Source organism: Coprococcus sp. AF16-5, from assembly GCF_003479365.1.
Taxonomy (GTDB): Bacteria; Bacillota; Clostridia; order Lachnospirales; family Lachnospiraceae; genus Coprococcus; species Coprococcus aceti.
The window spans coordinates 1-1,925 of the sequence record NZ_QUGZ01000020.1 but is presented as its reverse complement, the minus strand read 5'-3'; the positions used below and the strand labels follow the sequence as shown (position 1 = coordinate 1,925).

General features: G+C 35.0%; 2 protein-coding genes. Both read left to right on the top strand.

The features are described from left to right. Positions 1-439 (top strand): hypothetical protein (locus DWW70_RS14725; protein WP_207664165.1); only part of this gene is annotated, 439 nt, incomplete at its 5' end. A 10-nt stretch (positions 440-449) separates the two neighbouring features. Beyond that, on the top strand, positions 450-788 hold the full coding sequence (locus DWW70_RS14720) for a hypothetical protein (RefSeq protein WP_147344001.1): 339 nt from the start codon (positions 450-452) through the stop codon (positions 786-788). The last annotated feature ends 1,137 nt before the right edge of the window (positions 789-1,925 follow it).

The window sequence follows — 1,925 nt, the reverse complement described above, 5'->3', positions numbered from 1 at the left end:
TACTAGCAAAGGACGGGTGGAGTCTGAAAGAAGTATTACTTGTGAGGGTGGAAGTAAGACAAATTTCAATAACGAAATACCTAGAAGTGGAGCAGAGTGGAATGAATATTTAAAGGGAAAATATGGTGCAGACAATGTTCGTTGGAATATCAATTCTGTTGATGACATTTTCAGTGACCCGACTAGACTAAAGGGGTATACTGTAGATGAGTTGCAAACTATACTAGGGAACGACTGGACTAGAGGTGTATACGGAAGTAATGGTGGTGGATGGAAATTAATGAACGGTGATATTTCTATTTTTTATCATCCAGGCGGAGGTAAGCATGGAGGTTCATATTATGGAATATCATCTGGAGCTACTGGAAAAATTAAAGTAGTAAATCCAGAGACTTATATTCCACTGAAGGGTGATAAAGCAACTGTAATTTATGATTAGGGGTGACAAAATGATTTCGTTAGAAAAAAGATATGAGAATTTTAAAAGTACAATTGAGGAATGTGGAAGTTATCTGCTTCTAGAAGATGATGATACAATTAAACATAATCTATTTGAAGAATTTTCAATAGATATAATTAGTTTCTTGCACGAAGATACACTAAATCTTTTTTTAGATGAAGGTATGATTGATAATGATATATTAGAGAAAAGTATAGAGTTAAGGAATGCTTATTTGGAACTAGAACGTATTCCTGATATGCTTAATGTTGAAACTGTAAAAACATCTGAAAAGTGGAAAAATATATTAAGAAAATCAGATGAAATAAGTGAGTTGCTTTATTGGTAAAAATATTATTTAGAAAGTTATTTCAAACTAAAAACGGAGACAACCTAAAGATATGTTAGGGTGTCTCCGTTTTTTCTTGTCGTTTCAAATTTACCAGCTCTAGAAGAAATACAAAACAACATTGCATCGTCATACGGAAGGCAACTGTAGATATGAAACATAATCCATTCAGATAAATGAACAAGAATTTCAGATGAAATGTAACAGATTGAACAAATGCATTGTTTTATGAGTAGAATTAGTTAAAAAAGGAGTCCTAAAAACGGTAAAGCAGATATAAAAATGGTCAAAAGGCGGTAATTTTTATGTGGATATTCCTTCTGGTGATGCAAATATATTATAAATAATAGGATAAATATTCACGATATGTAATTGCATATTAAATTTATTGAGCCAGCAGAGAAACGTAAAAATCTACTGGCTTTTTCTATGCCCTCAATTCTCCACAATTACTTTTGAAAAATCTCTTATTTTTTTAAAAAATCCCATATCAAGTTACTTTCTTTTGAACATCTGGTGACAGTGTGTCCGTTCAAAATCCTGCATATAAGGAAAGTGCCGATGTTAGAGCCTGGGGGAATTAACCACTCAGAGTCCAACAGAATTGACCAATTTAAGCTCATTAGAAATAGCCAATGCACCAACTTATCTAATTGCTTATTGTCCCTTATTCAACAGGATCATTGATTTCTATCGAATAAGTTTTTAAGTTTCGTCCACGATAACTTTCTCCCTTCATGAGATAAACGGTAGAAAACTTAGTAGTTCCAGCAGTTCTAGGGGTATTCCTGTGCCAGTCTTAGCTGGTGCTTTTGCTGGTTCTGCCCTTACGAATGCACACGTTGTCCTACGTTTGTCTTTACGTCTTTTGGTGCTAACTACTTCCACTGTGGCATGAAAAGGCAAAACAGGGCGAATTACGGCTTGTGGTTTTAGTTCCTATTCGTACTGTATTTGGAACTAGGTTGCTACTGCTGGGTTCTGCACAGGCAATGGCTTGATTATGGAACTTTAGAGGCTGGAATTTAGGAACTATAAAGAATTTACAGGTGTTGCTGGTACGTGTGTTGCATTTGTTCCAGCAACATCTATACTTGACAAGTACAGGGGGGATGAAAATAATGGGGAATAGAGGCG